Source organism: Dactylosporangium sp. NBC_01737, assembly GCF_035963215.1.
Taxonomy (GTDB): domain Bacteria; phylum Actinomycetota; class Actinomycetes; order Mycobacteriales; family Micromonosporaceae; genus Dactylosporangium.
In genome coordinates this window covers 8,665,877-8,684,133 of record NZ_CP109153.1, presented here as the reverse complement: position 1 = coordinate 8,684,133, position 18,257 = coordinate 8,665,877, and the positions used below count along the sequence as shown (strand labels likewise).

The following is an 18,257-nucleotide window of genomic DNA, read 5'->3' as shown; positions in this document are numbered from 1 at the left end:
TGCGGTTCAGGCGTTGACGAGTCCCTTGCCGGCAGCCTCCGGGACCGCGAAGCCCTTGCTGCCCGGGGTCGCTGCGGCGTGGATGAGGCCCGCGGCACCCAGCAGGAGCAGCAGCCCGGCAGCGCCGTACGCCACCAGCGCGGCCTGACCGGCCTTCACCCCGAACTCGCTGAACCCGTACGAAGTCAACAACAGCCCACGCAACGTCTCACCCTTGAACACCGTCTCCCGCGCCGCGGTGGCATCCGTCAGCTGCTTCTGCAGGTCCGCGGCGGCCGGGTCGTCCTTGGCCAGCTTCGCGATCTGCGCCCGCAGATCCGTCTGCACATCACCGAGCTGCGCGTAGGTCTTCCCACCCGCGATCGACTTCAGATGCAGGCCGATGAACTCGTTGGCGTAGCACTCCGCCTGCTTCCCGCTCGTCAGCTGCTGACCCGCGTACCTCACCAGGCACGCCGACTGCTTCTCCTCCGCCGTCATCGTGTCCGCGGTCTTGAACGTGATCTGCTGCTGACCCAACTGATCCTTGACATAGTCGTTGGCGAAGCTCGCGTTACTGGTCAGCACCACACCAGCGACCAGCAGGAGACCCGCCAGGACGACCAGGCCCAGACCGACGAGGATGTCGAGCGTCTTGCGCTTCATGGCATGCCCTCCAGGGCGCTGGTAATGCTCCGTTGTGATGCCAGAAGCATCGATCACCAGCACCGCCGCAGCGCAGAGGACAACCACCCACACCGACGGGACCAACGTCCCCTCATCCACGGGACCTCCGGCGGCGGCACCCCGGCGGCGGTCCCGTGGACGGGGTTCACATGTTCGCCGCGCCCGCCCGGATCGCCTGGCGGATGCGCGGGTACGTACCGCAGCGGCAGACGTTGCGCAGGCTGTCCAGGTCGGCGTCGGTGATGGCCCGGCCCTCGGCGGCGACGCGGCGGACCAGCGCGACCGCGGCCATGATCTGGCCGGGCTGGCAGTATCCGCACTGGGACACGTCGTGGTCGAGCCAGGCCTGCTGCATCGGGTGCAGGTCCCGGCCGGCGGTGGCCGCCAGCCCCTCGATCGTCGTCACCTCGTCGGTCGGCCGGAGCTCACCGACGGGGACCGCGCAGGGCGTGATGCCGTTGCCGTTGAGGTGGCTGGTGCAGGCCTTGCATACGCTGATGCCGCAGCCGTACTTCGGCCCCGTGATGCCCAGGACGTCGCGCAGGACCCAGAGCAGGCGCACGTCGTCGGGGACGTCGACGGTGACCTGCTCGCCGTTGACGCGGAACGTGTGCTCGGGCATGTCAGGGCTCCCATTGCTGCAACAGGCCGTCGGTCGGTGACGGCGGGACGGGCGGGATCGTCGGCTTCGGCGTGAACGACAGCGTGCCGTGGTTGACCGGGAAGCTGGTCGGCATCGTGCCGGTGGCCCGGCCGTAGGCGCACGCGACCGCGGCCATCGACGCGGCGACGCCCAGCTCGCCGGCGCCGCCGGGCTGCTCGGAGGTGCTGGGCAGGACGATGATCCGCAGCTCGGGCGGGGTGTTCCACTGCCGGGTGTAGAAGGCGTTGTCCCAGCTCGCCTCGAGGAAGTATCCGTCGCGCAGGTGCAGGCTGGAGGTCAGCGCCAGGGCGATACCGTCCATGACGCCGCCCATCATCTGCGCCTCCAGGCCGCGCGGGTTGACGGCGAGCCCCACGTCGACCGCGAACACGACCTTGGTCACCCGCGGCCCCGTGACGCCGTCGCGGATCGGCCGGTTGACGGTGCCCGGCCGGCAGTCGATCTCCACCAGTGCGGCGCTGACCGCCTTGTACTCGGCGTGGAACGCGATGCCCTGGGCGGTGCCGGCCGGCATCGACCGGCCCCACCCGCCGGCGGTGGCCACGGCGTCCAGTGCCGCGCGGCAGCGCTCGTCGCGCAGGAACTCGCGCCGGAACCGGTACGGATCCTTGCCCATCCGGGCCGCGACCTGGTCCACGATCAGCTCGCGGGCGCAGGTGACGTCGGGTGAGTAGACGTTGCGCATGCTGCCGGTGTTGAAGCTCGTGTCGGTCTCACTGAGCAGCCGGCTGCTGACCCCGAAGTTGTAGGACATCTGCTGGCTGAGCTGGAAGAAGGTCTCCGAGAAGCCGATGTCCCCGACGGGCAGCCGGGCGGCGAACGCGGTAATGATCTCGCCGAGACCGTGGCTGAGATCGGTGGCGACGCTGGTGTGCCGCTGGGTGTAGCTCAGCACCGTCCCGCCGAGGTACGACACCCGCACGCGCGAGGTGGCCATCGGGTGCACGCGCCCCTGGCGGGAGTCGTCGGCCCGGTGCCACATGAGCTTGACGGGCTTGCCGGTCTTCTGGGACACCTCGGCCGCCTCGATCGCGGCGTCGAAGAACAGTTTGCGCCCGAACGACCCGCCGCCCTCGGTGACGTGCACGGTGACGCTGGCGGCCGGCAGCCCGAGCCTGGCCGCGATGACCTGTTTGGCGACGATCGGCGACTTCAGCGCCGACCAGATCTCGGCCCGGCCGGCGCGTACGTCGGCGATCGCGCAGTTCGGCTCCAACGCGCTGTTGCCGCGGAAGTGGAACGTGAACTTCCCCTCCACGACCGGGGTCGGCGGGCGCAGCCCGAGCGGGATCTCGGCGGCGGCGAGGGACCGCAGGACGGTCTGGTCGGAGCTGCCCTCGGCGGTGCCGGGCCGCCAGGTCACGCGCAGCGCCCGCACGGCGTCGATGCACTGGCCGAACGTCTCCGCGCGCACCGCCACGCCGGTGGAGATGACGACGACGTCGGTCACGCCCGGCATGCCACGCACCTCGGCGAGGTTGGCGACCGAGCCGACCTTGCCGTTGACGGTGGGCGGGCGGCACACCATCGCCGGTTTCGCGCCCGCGACGTCGAGGTCCATGGCGAACTTCTTGCGCCCGGTCACCGCGTCGAGGGCGTCGACGCGGCTGGTCGGGCGGCCGATGACGGTGAAGGACGCCCTGGGGGTGAGCTCCACCGCGACGGGCACGGTCGTCGCGCTCGCGGCCTTCGCGGCGAGCTCACCGATGGCGATGCCCCGGCCGGCGCGGTCGCGGATCACCCCGTCGCGCAGGCTGAGGTCGGCGGCGGCCACGCCGAGTTCGGTCGCCGCGGCCTGCAGCAGCCGGTGGCGGGCGACGGCGGCGGCGACCCGGATCGGGGTGTAGGTGGCGATCGTGGTGTTGGAGCCGCCGGTGAGCTGGTTGAACAGCAGCTCGGGCCGGGCGTCGGCGAGGGTGACGCGCACCCGCTGCAGCGGCACCGACAGCTCCTCGGCGATCAGCATGGCCGTCGAGGTGGTGATGCCCTGCCCGACCTCGGCGCGGGGCAGCGCGAACGACACCGTGCCGTCCGGGTTGACCTCGACCGAGATCAGGCCGGACGTCGGCAGCGCGGCCGCGGTCATCAGGTCGTTGAGGTCGAGCAGGTCCGTGATCTCGGGTGAGGGCACCTGGGCTTCGGGGGCCTGGGCGGCGGCGGGGTCGGGGGCCAGGCCGAGCTCGGCCGCGGTCACCAGGACCGGGCCGGCCAGCACGTAGCCGAGGAACCGCCGCCGCCCGAAGGGTTCGGTCATCGCCGGCTCACTCGGGGCGGTTGATGACGGGGATCTCGAGCTTCGTCGCCTCGCCCTTGGTCAGGTAGAACAGGATGTAGTTGCGGGCCGCCTCGTCGATGATCCAGGCGACCTCGGGCACCAGCGGCAGCGGGATGAGCCCCTCGCGGAACTTGACCAGCAGCGGCCAGACGGTGCTGATGAGCGGCCCCCACACCGGCTCGCGGCGGATGGCGTCCCAGTCGGCGACCTGGTCGCCGACGAGGTAGCGGGCGAGCGCGTTGACCAGCGGTCGGCTGATGCTGCCGGGGCTGGTCTGCTCGGCGAGCTGGCCCAGCAGGATGTCGGTCAGGATGACGCCCTCCGGCGTCGGGCCCATGTTGCGGGGCAGGACCTGGTCGGACTGGGTGTTCGCGGCGGCCCAGCTGGCGGGGATGTACTCGTCCTTGATGCCGAGCAGGTGGGCGGTCACCTGCCACACGTGCAGGTAGGCGTCGGCGTCGGCGGTGGTCATCGGCACCTGCCATTCGCGCATTCTGCGCATCGCGAAGGTGGGCAGCGTGTGCCAGGTGACCAGCATGTCCTCCTGGCTGATCGGGATGGTGCCGTCCCAGTGCGGCGACTGCTGCAGCAGGTGCCGCACCGCCGCGTGGACCAGGCGGGTCTTGACGGCCTGGACGATGCAGTCGCCGTCGGGGCGGTAGGCGTTCAGGTCGCCGACGGCGAAGCCGAGGATGCTGGTCTTGGCGACGCGGTCCTCCATGTCCGCGCCGCCCTTGGAGTAGTAGACCGCGCGGGCCTCCTTGGGGATGGCGGTGCTGAGCATGCCGCCGCCCACGCCGTTGAGCAGGTTGAGGTAGAGCCCCCGGGACTTGTTGAACTGCGCGGCGCGTTCGAGCTTCGCCCGGTCCGCCCACGCCGGCAGCTGCCGGGCGTGCTCCATGAAGTCCCGCAGGTCCGCCGGGAGCCCCGCGGGCAGCGGCTGGTCGTTGCGGTCCCAGTCCCACAGCAGCTCGTTGACCCTCGGGACGTCGCCCCGGTCGATCAGCGAGGCGAGCAGCGGGTCGGCCTCGGCGTCCCACACCCAGCGCGGGTCGGCGGCCGCGCCGGCACCCGCACCGGCGATGGAACCGTTTGACGGCCAGGTCCAGGGCGCCGCGTGCGCCGGGGACACCGCCGCCAGCGCGCCGAGTGCGCCGAGCGCGCCGCCCGAGATCAGAATCTTTCTCCTGCTGAGCTCCGCCATGTCTCAAACCCTTTCAAGCGGTCGCGAATGATACGTCGATACGACATGCGTTTCTTGGTACCGTCGAGATCAGGTCGGGCGGTTGGTGACCGGGATCTCGATGCTGATCGGCCGGGCCTCGGACAGGAACAGCAGCGCCGCCTTGCGCAGGAACTCGTCGAAGAGCCAGTAGGCCGAGGGCGCCAGCGGGAAGGGCAGCAGCCCCTCCCGGACGGCGATGAACGGCCCCCAGGCGGTGCGCAGCAGCGTGTCCCAGACCGGCTCCCGGTCGATGTGCAGCCACTGGGCGATCTGGTCACCCAGCATGAAGCGGGTGAACGCGCCGAGGATCGGCTTGGTCAGCAGGCCGCCGTCGATCACCGATCCCAGGTTGAGCAGGATGTCGGCCAGCTTGACGCCCTCGGGGGTCGGGGCCAGCGCCGGCGTGAGCACCTGCGCGGCCTGCGCGTCGGCCTCCGCCCACGAGGCGGGGATGTACTCGTCCTTGACGCCGAGCAGGTGCGCGCCGACCTGCCAGGAGTGCAGGAACGCCTCGGACTCCGCGGCCGGGATCGGCACCCGCCAGGCGGTCAGCTTCTGCATGACCGTCGTCGGCAGGCTGTGCCAGGTGACCATGATGTCGCGCTGGCTGATCGGGATGTCCTCGTCGGCGACGGCCGACCAGTACGGCGACTGCGGCAGCAGGTGCCGCACGGCGGCGTGCACCAGGCGCGTCTTGACGCCGGTCACGATCATCTCGCCGTCGGGCTGGTACGCGTTGCGCGCGCCGATGTCGTAGCCGAGCTTCGCGGTCTTGGAGATGCGGTCCTTCATGTCGGCGCCGCCCTGCGAGTGGTAGACCGCCCGCGCCTCCTTCGGGATGACCGTGCTCATCATGCCGCTGGCCAGCCCGTACAGCACGCCCAGGTAGAGCCCCCGCTTGTTGTTGAACTCCACGGCGAGGGCCAGCTTGCGCTGATCCGTCCAGGCCGGCAGCTGCCGGGCCCGCTCCATGAAGTCCCGCAGGTCGGCCGGCAGCCCGCTCGGCAGCGCCTGGCCGTTCCTGGTCCAGGTCCGCAGCAGCTCGTTGACCCGCGGCACGTCGCCGCGGTCGATCAGCGAGGCGACCAGCGGATCGGCCTCCTCGTCCCACACGTACCGCGGGTCCAGGCCCGCGCCGGCGCCGGCGACCGAGCCGCCGGGCGCCCAGGTCCAGGCCGGAGTCGCCATCCCCAGGGCGCCGAGCGCGCCGAGCGCGCCACCTGCCGCCAACACGTTTCGTCTGCTGAGCCGGTCCATGCCGTCTCTCCTTCTTGAGGTCAAACGCAGATCTGATACGATGAAACGCAGATTGCCTCGGTGTTTCACGTATAAGACCACACCGTGTCGGCCATCACAAGACGGTTCAAGGAGGTGATCGTGACGTCACTCGTCGAACGCGCATACATTGACGCAGTCAAAGGCATCGATGATGAGAACGAGACCAGGGCACGCCTGCTCGACGCGGCCTACGAGCAGTTCTGCCGGGTGGGCATCCAGCGCTGCACCATGGAGGACGTGGCGCGCCGCGCCCGGGTCTCCCGCGTCACCGTCTATCGGCGGTTCGCCAACAAGAGCGCGCTGGTCGAGGAGGTGGTGCGGCGGGAGTTCCGGCGATACTTCGACCAGTTCCTCGTCGACATCGGCCGGGCCGAGACGGTGGCCGACCGCGTGGTCGTGGGGTTCGTGAGCTCCCTGCGCGCGCTGAGGCGCAACCCGTTGATCGGCGGCCTGATGGCGGCGGAGCCGGACCTGGTCGCGCCATCCATGATCAGTGACGGCGGGCAGACCCTCGCGACCGTGCGGCAGTTCCTGGCCGGGCAGCTGCGCCGCGAGCAGCGCGCCGGCAACGTGTCGAGCGAGCTGGACACCGACCTCGCCGCGGAGATGATGGTCCGGGTCTCGGCGTCCTTCCTGGCGATCCCCGGCGAGATCGTCGATCTCGACGACGAGGCGCAGCTCGCGGCGGTGGCGCGGCAGTTCCTCGTGCCCATGGTGCAGGCGCGGGTGGCGGCATGAGCACGTCCGAGGTGCACCGCTGGTCGGGCGCCCGCCGCGCCGTGCGGCGGCATCAGGCCTCCCGCGGAGCCCTGGGATGACCGGACCGATGCCCGGACCGATGCCCGGACCGACGCCCGGACCGATGCCCGGACCGACGACCGGACCGACGACCGGACCGCTGCTCGGCAGGGTCGCCTGGGTCACCGGGGCCGGGCGGGGTCTCGGCGCCGCGGTCGCCGAAGGGCTGGCCGGGCACGGCGCGACCGTGATCCTGCAGGCCCGGTCCGCCGGCCCGCTGCGCGCCGTGTGCGAGCGGATCGTCGCGGCCGGCGGCACGGCGGAGGTGGTCGTCGGCGACGTCACCGACGAGCCCACCGCCGACGCGGTCGTGGACCTGGCCCAGCGGCGGTGGGGCCGCCTGGACATCCTGGTCAACAACGCCGGGATCAGCCCCGCGCTGGAGCGCAGCGAGCTGCTCGCCACGGCCGACTGGCAGCGGGTGCTGCACACCAACCTGTCCGGCGCCTTCATCTGCGCCCGCGCGGCCGGGGCCGTCATGCTCCGGCGGGGCGCGGGCAGCATCATCAACATGTCGTCGGTGCACGGCCAGGTGGGGCTGCCCCGGCTGGCCGCCTACAGCGCCAGCAAGGGCGGCATCGAGCAGCTGACCCGGACCCTGGCCCTGGAGTGGGCGCACGCCGGCGTGCGGGTCAACGCGGTGGCGCCCGGATACCTGGAGACGCAGATGACCGAGGACCTGCGCAACCACGAGGTGTGGTCGCGGCGGCTCCGCGAGCGCATCCCGATGGGCCGGTTCGGCCGCCCGCAGGAGGTCGTCGGCGCGGTCGCGTTCCTCGCCTCGGACGCGGCCAGCTATGTCACCGGCAGCGTCCTGCACGTGGACGGCGGCTGGACCGCTCAGTGACCTGAGGGAGCATGTCGTGGACGCTGCCGAGACCGACCCGCCCGAGGACGTCGCCGTGCTGGCCCGCGGGCTCACCGTGATCGGGCTGCGGCCCGGCGGCCGCGTCCTGATCATGCTCGCCGGCCGGCCCGAGTCGTGGCTGATCGACGCCGCCGCCGTGCACGCCGGCGCGACGCCGGTGCCGGTCGGGCCCGCCCTCGGCACCGACGGGCTGCGGCTGCTGGCCCGGCACAGCGCCGCCCAGCTGCTCGTGCTGGCGGGCCCGGCCGACCTCGCCCGCTGGCGGCCGATCCTGCCCGACCTGCCCGGCCTGCGCCGGATCGTGCTGGTCGACGACCCGGCGCCGGACGACCTGAGCCTGGCCACCGTGTCGCTGGCCCACGTCCGGTCGGCGGGGACGCTCGCCCGCCGGGCCGACCCGGGACGGCGGCGGTCGTCGGTATGATGACCGCGTCCGGGAGTCGGGGAGAGGCGGGCTGTGGAACCGTTGTTGTCGGCCCTGGTCGCGACCTCCGACTCGGACTCGCTGCTGGAGCGGGCGTTCGCCGAGGCGGTCGAGCGCACCGGGGACAACGACGAGATCACCACGCGCCTGCTCGACGCGGCCTACGAGCAGTTCAGCCGGATGGGTGTGCGGCGCTCCACCATGGAGGACGTCGCCCGGCGGGCCGGGGTCTCGCGCATCACCGCCTATCGGCGCTTCGCCGCCAAGGACGCGCTGGTCGAGCAGGTCGTGCGCCGCGAGTTCCGCCGCTACTTCGACCGGTTCCTCGTGGACATCGAGCAGGCTGAGACGGTCGCCGACCGGGTCGTGCTGGGCTTCGTCAGCGCCCTGCAGGCGATCCGGCACAACCCGCTGATCGGCGGCCTGATGAGCGCCGAGCCCGACCTGGTCGTGCCGTCGATCGTCGGCGACGGCGGCAGGACCCACGCCACCGTGCAGCGGTTCGTCGCCGGCCAGCTGCGCCGCGAGCAGCATGCCGGCACCATCTCCGCCGAGGTGGACGTGGAGCTGGTGGCCGAGCTGTGGACCCGGCTCTCCGCGTCCTTCCTCATCACCCCGAGCCTCGTCGTCGACCTCGACGACGAGGAGGAGCTGCGGGCCGTCGCCCGCCGGTTCCTGGTGCCCATGCTGGACGTCCCGGCACCCGATCCGGCCGCACCGGCCGGGTAGCCGGCCGGCCGCGCGCGCCGGACCCGGGCCGTTGCGGCTCCGGGCCCGGCGGCGGACCGGTGCCGGGTCAGCGGAACTGTTCTCCGCGGGCGGCCTTGTCGAGCAGGAGCTGGGGCGGGTCGAAGCGGGATCCGTACCGGGCGGCGAGTTCCCGGGCCCGGCCGATGAAGCCGGGCAGCCCGCCGTCGTACTGGTTGATGTACTGCAGGACGCCGCCGGTCCAGCCGGGGAAGCCGATGCCGAGGATGGAGCCGATGTTGGCGTCGGCGACGGAGGTGAGGACGCCCTCGTCGAGGCACCGCACGGACTCGAGCGCCTCGGCGAACAGCATCCGCTCCTGCAGGTCGACCAGCGGCGGCCGCACGTCGTCCTTGGCGAAGTGCTCCCGCAGGCCGGGCCAGAGGCGGGTGCGCCTGCCGTCGGCGTACTCGTAGAACCCGGCGCCGCCGGACCGGCCGGGCCGCCCGAACTCGTCGATCATGCGGTCGATGACCGCGTCGGCCGGGTGCGGCGTCCACGTGTCGCCTGCGGCGGCGACCGCGGCGGCGGTCTCCCGACGGATCTTGCGCGGCAGGGTGAGGGTCAGCTCGTCCATGAGTTGCAGCACCGGCGCGGGGTAGCCGGCCTGCGAGCTGGCCTGCTCGATCGATGGCGCGGCGATGCCCTCGGCGAGCATCGCGACGCCCTCGTTGGTGAAGGTGCCGATGACGCGGCTGGTGAAGAAGCCGCGGCTGTCGTTGACGACGATCGGTGTCTTGCGCAGCTGCCGCACGACGCCGAGGGCGCGCTCGACGGTGGCGTCGGTGGTGGTGCCGCTCCGGATGACCTCGACGAGGGGCATCTTGTCCACGGGCGAGAAGAAGTGCAGGCCGACGAAGTCCTCCCGGCGGCGCACGCCGTCGGCGAGCAGGGTGATGGGCAGGGTGGAGGTGTTGGAGCACAGCAGCGCGTCCGCGGCGACGAGGTGCTCGATCTCGGCGAACACCTTGTGCTTCAACGCCGGGTCCTCGAACACGGCCTCGATGACCAGGTCCGCGCCGGCGAGGTCGGCGGGGTCGGCGGTCGGGGTGATCCGGTCCAGGAGGTCGGGCCCGCCGCGGCCCTTGGCCACCAGGCGCTCCGAGTATGCCTTGCCCCGCTGGGCGGCCTCGACGGTGACGTCCTTGAGCAGCACCTGCATGCCGGCGCGGGCGCACACGTAGGCGATCCCCGCGCCCATCATGCCCGCGCCGAGCACCGCGACCTTCGTGAACGGCGGCGTCGAGGAGCCGCGGGCGTTGGCGGCCTGCAGGTCGAAGAAGAACGCCTGGATCATGTTCTTCGCGATCTGGCCGGTGGCCAGTTCGGTGAAGTAGCGGGCCTCGATGTCGAACGCGGTCGCCAGGTCCACCTGCGCGCCCTCGACCGCCGCGGCGAGAATGTTCCGCGGCGCCGGGTACGGGGCGCCCTTGAGCTCCTTGCGCAGGTTCGCCGGGAACGCCGGCAGGTTCGCGGCGAGCTTCGGGCTGCTCGGCGTGCCGCCGGGGATCTTGTAGCCGCGCACGTCCCAGGGCTGCACCGCCTCGGGGTTCGCCGCGATCCACGCCCGGGCCGCGTCGATGACCTGCCCGGCGGGCACCACCTCGTGCACCAGCCCGATCTCCAGGGCCTTCGCCGGCCTGTGCCGCTGGCCCTTCAGCAGGACCTGCAGCAGCGCCTCGGTGATCCCGAGGAGCCGCACCGTGCGGACCACGCCGCCGCCGCCCGGCAGCAGGCCGAGCGTGACCTCGGGGAACCCGATCTCGATCCTGCGGTCGTCGGCGACGACGCGGTGGTGGCAGGCGAGGGCCAGTTCGAGCCCCCCGCCCAGCACCGTGCCGTTGATCGCGGCGACCACGGGCCGGCCCAGCGTCTCGAGGCGGCGCAGCTGGTCCTTGACGCGCTTCCCCGCCGCGTACGCCTGCGCGGCCTGGTCCGCGCCGATGCTGCCGAGCATGTCCAGGTCGCCGCCGGCGAACCAGGTCTGCTTCGCCGACGTGATGATCACACCGGTGATGTCGGCGCGCTCCGCTTCGAGGCGGTCCAGGACGGTGTCCAGGGCGGCCAGGAACGCCTCGTTCATGGTGTTGGCGCCGCGGCTGGGGTCGTCGAGGGTCAGCACGACGACGCCGTCGGTACCCCGGTCGTATCGAATGGTCATCAGATCCGCTCCACGATCGTCGCGATGCCCATGCCGCCGCCGATGCACAGGGTGACCAGTCCGTACCGCTGGCCGCGGCGCTCCAGCTCGTCGACGATCGTGCCGAGCAGCATCCCGCCCGTCGCACCCAGCGGGTGACCCATCGCGATCGCCCCGCCGTTCACGTTGACCTTGTCCAGGGAGAAGCCCATGTCCTTGGCGAAGCGCAGCACGACCGCGGCGAACGCCTCGTTCATCTCGACCAGGTCGATGTCCTCGACGGTGAGGCCGGCCTTGGCGAGCGCCTTGCGGCTGGCCGGGGCCGGGCCCGTCAGCATGATCGTCGGGTCGGCGCCGGACACGGCGGCCGCGACGATCCTCGCCCGTGGGGTCAGCCCGGCCGCCGCGCCCGCCTGCTCGGTGCCGACCAGGACGAGCGACGCCCCGTCGACGATGCCGGAGGAGTTGCCGGCCGTGTGCACGTGCTCGATGCGTTCGACCCAGTGGTACTTCTGCAACGCGACGGCGTCGAAGCCGCCCAGCTCGCCGATGGCCCCGAACGACGGCGGCAGCGCCGCGAGGCCCTCCGGGGTGGACGCGCGGACGTGCTCGTCGTGGTCGAGCACCACCAGGCCGTTGCGGTCCCGGACCGGCACCACCGACCGGGCGAAGTATCCGCCCGCCCACGCCTTGGCCGCGCGGGTCTGCGACTCGACCGCGTAGGAGTCGACGTCCTCGCGGGTGTAGCCCTCCAGGGTCGCGATCAGGTCGGCGCCGATGCCCTGCGGGATGAACTGCGTGGTGTAGTTCGTCTCCGGGTCCAGTGCCCACGCGCCCCCGTCGGAGCCCATCGGCACCCGCGACATGGACTCGACACCGCCGGCCAGGACCAGGTCCTCCCAGCCCGCGCGGACCTTCTGCGCGGCGATGTTCACCGCCTCCAGGCCGGAGGCGCAGAACCGGTTCAGCTGTACCCCGGCGACGGTGTGCGGCAGCCCGGCCGCGATCGCCGCGGTCTTGGCGATGTCCGCGCCCTGATCGCCGATCGGCGAGACGACACCGAGCACGATGTCGTCGATCGTGGCCGGGTCCAGGCCGGGATGGCGGGAGCGCAGCTCGTCGATCAGCCCCACGACCAGCGACACGGGCTTCACCCCGTGCAGGGAACCGTGCTGTTTCCCGCGTCCGCGCGGCGTCCGCACCGCGTCGAACACGTAAGCCTCTTGTGTCATCGCAACCTCTCCGGGCCGACGCCGCCGCGTCAGCGCGCCGGCGTGCGAATCTGCGTTAACTTTCTCCGACGTTTTCCGTGCCCGTCAAGGCCACCGGCGCGAATCGGCTGTGACATGGGCGGCATTGCCGCCGGCCCGGGGCGTTAGGCTCTGCGTTTGTGCCAGCCACCGACCTCGCCCCCAGGAAGCGGCCGAAGAACCGCAAGGCCCAGATCTCGCTCGTCGCGGCAGAGCTGTTCTGCGAGCGCGGGTATCACCTGGTCGGCATCGACGAGATCGCGGCGGCGGTCGGGATCAGCGGGCCCGCGGTCTACCGGCACTTCCCCAACAAGTACGCGATCCTGGTCCACGCCACCCGCGAGCTGGTCACGGCGGCACTGGACGCGGCACAGGAGGCGCCGGGCGACGACCCGGCGGCGGTCCTGGACGCCCAGCTGGCGTCCCTGGCGCGGTTCACCGTCGAGCGGCGCAAGGTCGGCGCGCTCTACCAGTGGGAGTGGCGCTACCTCGCCGACGAGCACCGCACCGAGTTCCGCACCGCCCTCGCCGCCCTCAACGGCAGGCTCACGGAGCCGCTGCGCCGGCTGCGCCCGGAGCTGTCCGCGGGCGGCGCCGAGTTCCTGGTGCGCGCCTCGCTGAGCACCTTCGGCAGCCTGACCACCCACCGGGCCACCGCGCCGAAGACCCGCGCCGAGGCGACGCTGCAGCGGCTCGGCTGGGCGATGCTGCGCGCCGACCCGCCGTCCGCGTCGGCGATCCGCTCCGCGCGCGCCGCGACCGGCCGGACCGCGGAGGGCACCGACGGGCACCCCGTCGAGCAGCCGGCGCCCGGGCTCGAGTCGCGCCGGGAGCTGCTGCTCGCCGCCGCGATCCGGCTGTTCCACCGGCTCGGCTACCACGCCGTCGCCATGGAGGACATCGGCGGCGCCGCCGGGATCAACGCCTCCAGCGTGTACCGCTACTTCCCGAGCAAGGGTGACCTGCTCGCCGCCGCGTACTACCGCGCGTCCGACCGGCTCGCCGCGTCGACGGCGGCGGCACTGCGGGGCGCCGCCGACCCCGACGACGCCCTGCGCCGGCTGGTCGAGGCCTACGTCGGGTTCGCGTTCGGCGAGAGCGATCTCGTCCTGGTGTATCTCGCCGAGAACAACAACCTGCCCGAGCCGGACCGGCACGAGCTGCGCAAGGTCCAGCGGCTGCACGTGGAGGAGTGGGTGCGGCTGCTCACCCAGGTCCGGCCCGGCCTACCGGCGGCCGACGCCCGGGTGCTGGTGCACGCCGCCATCAACCTGGTCACCGACCTGGGCCGGGCGCTGCGCTTCACGCAGGCCGGCGGCGCCGACGCGTTCGTCGCCCGGCTGGCGCTCACCGCGCTGGCCGCCTGACGCCCGCCACCTTCCCAGAAAGTTAACCGTCGTTTACAGTGCCCACAGGAGCGACGGCGGTGTGCCCGTGCCTCGCTCCGGCGACGTCTGACGCCACGACACTCCGGTGACCACACCCCGTTCACGGTCGCCGGGTAAGGGAGGCACCACGATGACCCCTGCCACCGACACCCAGGACGACCTCGCGCAGCGGTTCGCCGCGACCGCCGCCGGCCTGACCATCCCTTCGCTGCTCGACCGCAACGCCGCCGAGTTCGGCGACCTGCCCGCCCTCAGCACGCTGGGCGGCACCGGCACCCTGACCTGGGCGCAGGTGCGCGACCGGGTCGCCGCCATCACCCTGGGCCTGCACGACGCCGGCCTGCGCCCCGGCGACCGCATGCTGATGCTCATGTCCAGCCGGCCGGAGCACTGGCTGGTCGACCTCGCCGCCGCGCACCTCGGCGCGGTGCCGGCCACCGCCTACGCCACGCTCAGCGGCGAGCAGGTGCGCTACCTCGCCCAGCACAGCCAGGCACGCGTGATCGTGGTCGAGAACACCGCCCAGCTCGACCGGATCCGGCCGTTCCTCGACGAGCTGCCCGCGCTGCACGCGGTGGTGCAGGTCGACGGCCCGCCCGAGGCCGCCACCGTCGCGCTGCACGACCTCGAAGCGGCGGGCGCGGCGGCCGACCCGGCCGGATTCGAGCGGCTCTGGCGGGCGGTGCGACCGGAGCAGCCCGTCACGCTGCTCTACACCTCGGGCACCACCGGCGACCCGAAGGGCGTGCTGCTCAGCCACCGCAACGTGGTGTACCAGGCGGTCGTGCTGGAGGCGACGGTGCCGGTGCCGGACCACTCCCCCGCGCTGGCGTACCTGCCGCTCGCGCACATCGCCGAGCGGATGCTGGGTATCTACAACGCGGTGTACCGGGCCGGGCACGTCACCATCTGCGCCGACCCGACGCAGCTCGCCGCCGGGCTGCTCGCCGTGCGCCCGGTGTCGTTCTTCGGCGTGCCCCGGGTGTGGGAGAAGATGGTCGCCGGCATCCAGGGCTTCCTCGCCGCGGCCGACCCCGCCGTCCGTGGCGCGTTCGAGGCGGCGAGCGCGGCCGCCCAGGAGTCCTACGAGCTACGCGAGGCCGGCCGGCCGGTGCCCGAGGAGCTCGCCGCCCGGGTGGCCGCCCTCGACGACAAGGTCCTCCGGCCGGTGCGGGCACGCCTGGGCCTGGACCGGGCCGGCTGGACCGGCAGCGGCTCGGCGCCGATCCCGGTCGCGGTGCTGCGGTTCCTCGCCGGCTGCGGGCTGGACGTGCTGGAGGTCTGGGGCATGACGGAGACCACCGGCACCGCCACGATCAACGCCCCCGAAGCGTTTCGCACCGGCACCGTCGGACGGGTCAACCCCGGCATGGAGCTGCGGCTCGCCGACGACGGCGAGATCCTGGTGCGCGGCCCGCTGGTCTGCCTGGGCTACCTGCGCCCCGACGGCGGGGTGGAGCCGGCGACGGACGCCGACGGGTGGCTCGCCACGGGCGACGTCGGGGTGCTCGACGGCGACGGGTTCCTCACCATCACCGACCGCAAGAAGGAACTCATCATCACCTCCAGCGGCAAGAACATCGCGCCGGCGCAGATCGAGAACCTGCTGCGGGCGCATCCGCTGATCGGCCAGGCGGTGGCGATCGGCGACCGCCGCCCGTACGTGACCGCGCTCGTCGTCCTCGACGAGGAGATGGCGCCGGCGTGGGCCCGCGCCCGCGGCCTCACCCCGGAGCTGGCGGAGCTGTCGGCCGACCCGGTGCTGCTGGCGGAGATCCAGGCGGCGGTCGACGCCGCCAACGCGAAGCTGTCACGACCGGAGCAGATCAAGACGTTCCGCGTACTGCCGTCGGCCTGGTCGCCGGTGACCGGCGAGGTGACGCCGACGCTGAAGCTGCGCCGCCGGGTGATCATCGACCGCTACGCCGGCGTCATCGACGGCCTCTACGCCTGAGGCGGGATCCCGCCCGACCCGCTCATGGGCCGGGCGGGCGCAGCCACGACGGGTCGAGGTCGGCGGGCGGGGGCGGCGCGCCGAGGTCCGACGGGCGGTACCCCTGCGGGTAGCCCGGGTAGGTGCGGTTGCGCGGGTCGACGCCGAGCCGGGATCGGCGCCGCGCCGGCAGCAGCCGCACGACCAGGGCCCAGGCGCGCAGGCCGGCCCGGGCCGCGCCGGACACCCATCGCGGCGCCGGTTGCAGGCCGAACGCCGCCAGCATCGGCGCGTCCAGCATGGTGCGCAGGCCGAGCCGGACCGCCGGGCGCAGCGGGGCCGGGAACCAGCCGGCGAACAGGCCGATGGTGTACCGGGCGATGCGGTGGTTCGACTCGCTGTACCGGAACGTCGCGGCCTCGTAGTCGAGCTTGAAGCGGCGGAACTCGGCGAAGCCGTCCGGGATGTCGCGGATGCCCATCCGCCGGCCGACCGCCCGGTAGAACTCGTAGGCGGCGACGCGCTCGTGCCCGGTGAGCCGGCGCCAGCCGTACCGCTCGATCCAGTCGATCGGGACGTAGATGAACGTCGACAGCACGTAGAGCATGTCGTCGTTGCCGATCGCGTACCGCCCGTGCGCCCGGTTGATCACCCGCAGCGCCTCGCGGCCGCGCACCGAGTCGTAGCCGTGCGCGGCCAGCTCGGTCATGAGCAGGGCGGTGTCGTCGTAGCGGCGCTGCGGCCGGTCGCGGAACTCGCCGGTCGCGTCCAGCAGCGCCGAGATGCTCGGCACGCAGTACGTGCGCAGCAGCGCCAGCTCCAAGGCCCGCTGGTAGTCCCACGGGAACTCGTAGCCGGCGGAGATCCGGTAGATCTCGGCGTGGTCGCGCACCGGGTCCAGCTCGAGGATCCGGCGGGTCCAGCGGCTTCTCCCCATCGCAGCTCCTCTTTTGATATTTGATATGCTACGACGACTGTCAATCCCCCGGCGGGCGCTGCCGGCAGCGGCGCGCTGGGCGTCACCGCAACCGGCGACCTCGAGGCGAGCCAGCGAGTGCTCATCCTCGCCGTGCTGTTCGGGCTGTCGACCGACTACGAGGTGTTCCTGCTGTCCCGGGTCCGCGAGGAGTGGGACCGCACCGGCGACAACACCACCGCGGTCGCGACCGGCCCGCAGCGCACCGGCGCCATCATCACCTCGGCCGCCCTGCTGCTCATCGTCGTGGTCGGCGGCTTCGCCACCGGCGGCATCTCGTTCATCAAGATGATCGGCATCGGCATGATCATCGCCCTGGTCGTCGACGCGACGATCGTGCGGGCGCTGCTGGTGCCGGCGACGATGCGGCTGCTCGGCCGGGCGAACTGGTGGCTGCCGGGGCCGCTGCTGCGGGTGTTCCGCCGCTTCGGCATCCGTGAGTCCGACGGCTCCTATCGCACGGCGTCCTTGACGAACACGATCCCGTCCAGGCCGGACAGCATGGCCGGGTCCAGCGGGGCGTAGCCGAACCACGGGGACACGCGCGGCACGGGCGTGCCGCCGCCGAGGACCGGGCCGATGACGCACCGGTCCTCCGGCCGCGCGTACAGCAGGCCTTCGACGGTGTCCGGCGGCGGGGCGTCCACGCCACGGTGCCGGATGGTGCCGACGGCGGTGGCCAGGAAGCCGTAATCGCCGCCGAGGTGAGCGTCGACGATCGCGCCGGCGCTCCACCACTGCACCGGCTCCCCACCCATCCGCATCGTGCTCTTGTGCCGCTGCAGATGGCCGTTGTGGGCGCTCACCAGGGCCGGGCCGCGCTCGGCGACAGCGAGGAGGTTGGCGGCCATCATCGAGTCGCGCAGGGCCAGCAGCCACGCCATCCGGCCCTCTGTGGTGTCGGCCATCCGGAAGTGGTACCGCAGCAGGCCGGTGGCCGTGCGCCCGTACAGCCGGGCCCGGTCCCACTCCTCCCGCGTTGACGTCGCGATCAGCTGCGGCCTCTGCGCCTCGAGCACCGACACGAGGTCGTCGGCGAGCACCCGCAGCCGCACGACCTCCGGGGTCCGGCCCACCGAGTGCGCCGGGTCCCACATCGCGGCTGGGTTCGTCCAGCGGTCGTCGGCGCCGAGCAGACCCTCGAGGGTGCCTGCGTCGCACGGGAGCAGGTCGGCGTCGGCCCGCGCCGAGAGGTAGGCGTGCAGCCCGATCAGGGCCTGCCGTGGGCTCGCGGCGGCGGTGATCTCCAGGGGGCCGTCGAACCCGGCGAACCGCAACCGCTCGGGCCCGGGCCGGCCCTCCTCGTCCGCGCGCATGTTGTATGCGCGCATCCAGCGCACCAGCTCGCGGTTGCCGGGGAAGGCGCCCCACTCGTGGCTGAAGCCGTGCTCCATGGCCTCGTCCAGCGTGCCCTCGCCGGACGTGACGTAGTCGTCCACGACCAGGCCCATGAGGCAGTCGCTCTCGATCGCGATCGTCCGGTAGCCCTCCCGCTCGACGAGTTGCCGGAACAGTTCGTTGCGCACGCCGAGCAGGCTTTCCTCACCGTGGGTGGGCTCGCCGAGCGCGAGCAGCCGCGGCCGGGTGGGCAGCAGCCGCATGACATCCTCGGTACCAATCGTCAT

16 protein-coding genes are annotated in these 18,257 nt (G+C 72.5%); 7 read left to right on the top strand and 9 right to left on the bottom strand.

Annotation, left to right across the window (positions count from 1 at the left end; translation table 11 throughout):
- Positions 1 to 6 precede the first annotated feature (6 nt).
- The 5 genes from OHA72_RS39340 to OHA72_RS39320 all read right to left on the bottom strand — a co-directional run bounded on the left by OHA72_RS39340 (position 7) and on the right by OHA72_RS39320 (position 6,087).
- Complete coding sequence (locus OHA72_RS39340) at positions 7 to 645, bottom strand: hypothetical protein (protein WP_327001157.1); 639 nt, start codon at positions 643 to 645, stop codon at positions 7 to 9.
- 166 nt (positions 646 to 811) lie between these two features.
- Positions 812 to 1,288: a (2Fe-2S)-binding protein gene (locus tag OHA72_RS39335; RefSeq protein ID WP_327001156.1), complete on the bottom strand. Its 477-nt coding sequence runs from the start codon at positions 1,286 to 1,288 to the stop codon at positions 812 to 814.
- Between the two features lies 1 nt (position 1,289).
- Positions 1,290 to 3,584 (bottom strand): molybdopterin cofactor-binding domain-containing protein, encoded by a 2,295-nt coding sequence (locus OHA72_RS39330; protein ID WP_327001155.1) that lies wholly within the window; start codon positions 3,582 to 3,584, stop codon positions 1,290 to 1,292.
- 7 nt (positions 3,585 to 3,591) lie between these two features.
- Positions 3,592 to 4,809, bottom strand: a complete 1,218-nt coding sequence (locus tag OHA72_RS39325; protein ID WP_327001154.1) for an oxygenase MpaB family protein — start codon at positions 4,807 to 4,809, stop codon at positions 3,592 to 3,594.
- 69 nt (positions 4,810 to 4,878) lie between these two features.
- Positions 4,879 to 6,087, bottom strand: a complete 1,209-nt coding sequence (locus OHA72_RS39320; RefSeq protein ID WP_327001153.1) for an oxygenase MpaB family protein — start codon at positions 6,085 to 6,087, stop codon at positions 4,879 to 4,881.
- Between the two features lie 120 nt (positions 6,088 to 6,207).
- On the opposite strand from OHA72_RS39320, the gene OHA72_RS39315 reads away from it, so the two are divergent.
- From OHA72_RS39315 to OHA72_RS39300, 4 genes are all read left to right on the top strand, one after another.
- On the top strand, positions 6,208 to 6,846 hold the full coding sequence (locus OHA72_RS39315; RefSeq protein ID WP_327001152.1) for a TetR/AcrR family transcriptional regulator: 639 nt from the start codon (positions 6,208 to 6,210) through the stop codon (positions 6,844 to 6,846).
- Between the two features lie 124 nt (positions 6,847 to 6,970).
- The gene (locus OHA72_RS39310; protein WP_327001151.1) at positions 6,971 to 7,753 is read left to right on the top strand and encodes an SDR family NAD(P)-dependent oxidoreductase; all 783 of its coding nucleotides are present in this window, start codon (positions 6,971 to 6,973) and stop codon (positions 7,751 to 7,753) included.
- A gap of 16 nt (positions 7,754 to 7,769) precedes the next feature.
- Positions 7,770 to 8,198 carry an AMP-binding protein gene (locus OHA72_RS39305; protein ID WP_327001150.1) on the top strand — a complete coding sequence of 143 codons (429 nt, stop codon included), beginning with the start codon at positions 7,770 to 7,772 and terminating at the stop codon, positions 8,196 to 8,198.
- 33 nt (positions 8,199 to 8,231) lie between these two features.
- Positions 8,232 to 8,927, top strand: a complete 696-nt coding sequence (locus tag OHA72_RS39300) for a TetR/AcrR family transcriptional regulator (RefSeq protein WP_327001149.1) — start codon at positions 8,232 to 8,234, stop codon at positions 8,925 to 8,927.
- 67 nt (positions 8,928 to 8,994) lie between these two features.
- Here the strand turns inward: OHA72_RS39300 and OHA72_RS39295 are convergent, their stop codons facing one another.
- Positions 8,995 to 11,106: a 3-hydroxyacyl-CoA dehydrogenase NAD-binding domain-containing protein gene (locus tag OHA72_RS39295; protein ID WP_327001148.1), complete on the bottom strand. Its 2,112-nt coding sequence runs from the start codon at positions 11,104 to 11,106 to the stop codon at positions 8,995 to 8,997.
- Positions 11,106 to 12,317, bottom strand: coding sequence for an acetyl-CoA C-acetyltransferase (locus tag OHA72_RS39290; protein WP_327001147.1), 1,212 nt, complete (start codon positions 12,315 to 12,317; stop codon positions 11,106 to 11,108). The genes OHA72_RS39295 and OHA72_RS39290 overlap by 1 nt, the downstream gene beginning before the upstream one ends.
- A gap of 158 nt (positions 12,318 to 12,475) precedes the next feature.
- Between OHA72_RS39290 and OHA72_RS39285 the strand changes: the two genes are divergently transcribed.
- Together OHA72_RS39285 and OHA72_RS39280 are read left to right on the top strand one after the other, a co-directional pair.
- On the top strand, positions 12,476 to 13,702 hold the full coding sequence (locus OHA72_RS39285; RefSeq protein ID WP_327001146.1) for a TetR/AcrR family transcriptional regulator: 1,227 nt from the start codon (positions 12,476 to 12,478) through the stop codon (positions 13,700 to 13,702).
- A gap of 151 nt (positions 13,703 to 13,853) precedes the next feature.
- Positions 13,854 to 15,677, top strand: a complete 1,824-nt coding sequence (locus tag OHA72_RS39280) for an AMP-dependent synthetase/ligase (RefSeq protein WP_327001145.1) — start codon at positions 13,854 to 13,856, stop codon at positions 15,675 to 15,677.
- 22 nt (positions 15,678 to 15,699) lie between these two features.
- Here the strand turns inward: OHA72_RS39280 and OHA72_RS39275 are convergent, their stop codons facing one another.
- Positions 15,700 to 16,593: an oxygenase MpaB family protein gene (locus OHA72_RS39275; protein ID WP_327001144.1), complete on the bottom strand. Its 894-nt coding sequence runs from the start codon at positions 16,591 to 16,593 to the stop codon at positions 15,700 to 15,702.
- Positions 16,594 to 16,710: 117 nt separating this feature from the next.
- On the opposite strand from OHA72_RS39275, the gene OHA72_RS39270 reads away from it, so the two are divergent.
- On the top strand, positions 16,711 to 17,157 hold the full coding sequence (locus OHA72_RS39270) for an MMPL family transporter (RefSeq protein WP_327001143.1): 447 nt from the start codon (positions 16,711 to 16,713) through the stop codon (positions 17,155 to 17,157).
- On the opposite strand, the gene OHA72_RS39265 is transcribed toward OHA72_RS39270, so the two are convergent.
- Positions 17,085 to 18,257 (bottom strand): erythromycin esterase family protein, encoded by a 1,173-nt coding sequence (locus OHA72_RS39265; protein WP_327001142.1) that lies wholly within the window; start codon positions 18,255 to 18,257, stop codon positions 17,085 to 17,087. The two genes, OHA72_RS39270 and OHA72_RS39265, sit on opposite strands and share 73 nt — an antisense overlap.

Coding starts and splice junctions, on each gene's coding strand:
- OHA72_RS39340 (WP_327001157.1), bottom strand. CDS start 645: ATGAAGCGCAAGACGCTCGACATCCTCGTCGGTCTGGGCCTGGTCGTC.
- OHA72_RS39335 (WP_327001156.1), bottom strand. CDS start 1,288: ATGCCCGAGCACACGTTCCGCGTCAACGGCGAGCAGGTCACCGTCGAC.
- OHA72_RS39330 (WP_327001155.1), bottom strand. CDS start 3,584: ATGACCGAACCCTTCGGGCGGCGGCGGTTCCTCGGCTACGTGCTGGCC.
- OHA72_RS39325 (WP_327001154.1), bottom strand. CDS start 4,809: ATGGCGGAGCTCAGCAGGAGAAAGATTCTGATCTCGGGCGGCGCGCTC.
- OHA72_RS39320 (WP_327001153.1), bottom strand. CDS start 6,087: ATGGACCGGCTCAGCAGACGAAACGTGTTGGCGGCAGGTGGCGCGCTC.
- OHA72_RS39310 (WP_327001151.1), top strand. CDS start 6,971: ATGCCCGGACCGACGACCGGACCGACGACCGGACCGCTGCTCGGCAGG.
- OHA72_RS39295 (WP_327001148.1), bottom strand. CDS start 11,106: ATGACCATTCGATACGACCGGGGTACCGACGGCGTCGTCGTGCTGACC.
- OHA72_RS39290 (WP_327001147.1), bottom strand. CDS start 12,317: ATGACACAAGAGGCTTACGTGTTCGACGCGGTGCGGACGCCGCGCGGA.
- OHA72_RS39280 (WP_327001145.1), top strand. CDS start 13,854: ATGACCCCTGCCACCGACACCCAGGACGACCTCGCGCAGCGGTTCGCC.
- OHA72_RS39275 (WP_327001144.1), bottom strand. CDS start 16,593: ATGGGGAGAAGCCGCTGGACCCGCCGGATCCTCGAGCTGGACCCGGTG.
- OHA72_RS39265 (WP_327001142.1), bottom strand. CDS start 18,257: ATGACGATTGGTACCGAGGATGTCATGCGGCTGCTGCCCACCCGGCCG.